The following is a 1,631-nucleotide window of genomic DNA, read 5'->3' as shown; positions in this document are numbered from 1 at the left end:
GAGGAGATGAAGCCGATCGCGGAGCCGCGGGGCAGCAGCCCGCCGGCGAGCAGGCGGTCGATGAGGTAGCGGTGGCCGATGAAGTTGATCCGCTCGATGCCCGGGGTGCCGTCGGCGACACCGGCGGCCGAGAGCAGCGCGTGGACGGGTCCACCGAGCTGCTCGACGGCCGCGTCGATCGAGGCGGCGTCGGCGAGGTTCACGTGGATCGACTTCGCGCCGGGCAGGGTGACCTCGGCGTAGTCGGCGACGATGACCTCGGCGCCCGCTGCCTGGGCGAGCTCGGCGGCGGCGGCACCCATGCCGGTCGCGCCGCCGACCACGAGGACCCGCTTCCCGTCGAATCGGAACGCGTCGAACAGCGTCATCTCAGTGTCTCCTGGCTCTTCGTTGAGGTGGGGGTCATGCGACGACGCCGCGGATCTTGAGGTCGAGGACGGCGTCGGTGTCGAGTCCGAGCTCGGTGAGGATCTCGTCGCCGTGCTCGTTGAACAGCGGCGCCCGGCCCGCCGGCGCGGGCTTCCCGCCGTACTGCACCGGGGCCGCGGCCATCCGGAACGGGATGCCGGCGGCGGTGGCGCAGTCCTGGACGTACCCGTTCGCGACGGCCTGCGGGTCCGCGGCGGCCTCCAGGGTGTCCTGCACGACCGTCCACTGGCCGATGAAGGTCGCCAGCCGCTCACGCCACTCGGCCAGCGGGTGCTCGGCGAAGGCGGCCTCGAGGATCGCGATGGCCTCCCGGCTGTTCGCCATCAGCGCGGCGTGGTCGACGAAACGCGGGTCGGCGCCCAGCTCGGGACGCCCGATGGCCTCGCACATCGGAGCCCAGTACTTCCCGGCCTGCAGGCAGGTGAACGACAGCCAGCGGCCGTCCTTGGTCTGGTAGTTACCGGTCAGCGGGTTGGAACGCGGCGCGTCCAGCGGCGGCGGGGTCCACGGGATGTCGAGCAGCAGCGACAGGGCGAGGGCCTGGCCCATCGCCCACATCCCGGTGGCCATGAGGGAGACGTCGACCTCGGTGGCCTCACCGGTGCGCTCACGGTGGAACAACGCGCCCATGATCCCGCCGGCGATCGTCATCGCGCCGATCGAGTCCCCGAAACCGGGCGCGGGCGGGACCGGGACGTGGCTGTACTCGGGCCGCATGCTGCCGACGGCGACGCCGGCGCGGGCCCAGAAGGCCAGCGAGTCGTAGGAGCCCCGGTCGGCGTCCGGCCCGCGCTCACCCTGGCCGGTCCCACGGACGTAGACGATGTTCGGGTTGTGGGCGCGGATGTCCTCGACATCGATGTGCAGCTTGGTGCGCACGCTCGGCAGCTTGTTGGTGAGGAAGACATCGCAGGTGCCGGCGAGCTTGTAGAGGATGTCACGGCCGGCCTGGGAGGTCAGGTCGAGGCCCAGGCTGCGCTTGCCACGGTTGGAGTGCTCCAGCAGCACGTGGACGTCCTTCGGGACGACCGCGACACCCGAGGACGCCAGCGCGCGCATCGCGTCCCCACGCTCGACGTGCTCGATCTTGATGACGTCGGCACCCCAGTCGGACAGCAACGCGGACGCAGCGGGTACGAACGTGTGCTCAGCGACCTCGAGGATCCGTACACCCTGCATCACCGCGGTCATGAACACTCTCC

General features: G+C 71.0%; 1 protein-coding gene and 1 pseudogene. Both read right to left on the bottom strand.

Annotated features, from left to right (window positions below):
* Positions 1-368: pseudogene (locus AC559T_RS12360) on the bottom strand (SDR family oxidoreductase); the annotation flags it as partial.
* Between the two features lie 34 nt (positions 369-402).
* Positions 403-1,620 carry a CaiB/BaiF CoA transferase family protein gene (locus AC559T_RS12355; protein WP_498868789.1) on the bottom strand — a complete coding sequence of 406 codons (1,218 nt, stop codon included), beginning with the start codon at positions 1,618-1,620 and terminating at the stop codon, positions 403-405.
* Positions 1,621-1,631 lie beyond the last annotated feature (11 nt).

This window comes from Frankia sp. Hr75.2, assembly GCF_949319125.1.
Lineage (GTDB): Bacteria > Actinomycetota > Actinomycetes > Frankiales > Frankiaceae > Parafrankia > Parafrankia soli.
The sequence above is the reverse complement of the archived record's forward strand: the minus strand, read 5'-3'. Positions and strand labels throughout refer to the sequence as shown.

Bases quoted from the DNA above. Each gene is read 5' to 3' on its own strand.
- AC559T_RS12355 (WP_498868789.1), bottom strand. From the start codon at position 1,620: ATGACCGCGGTGATGCAGGGTGTACGGATCCTCGAGGTCGCTGAGCAC.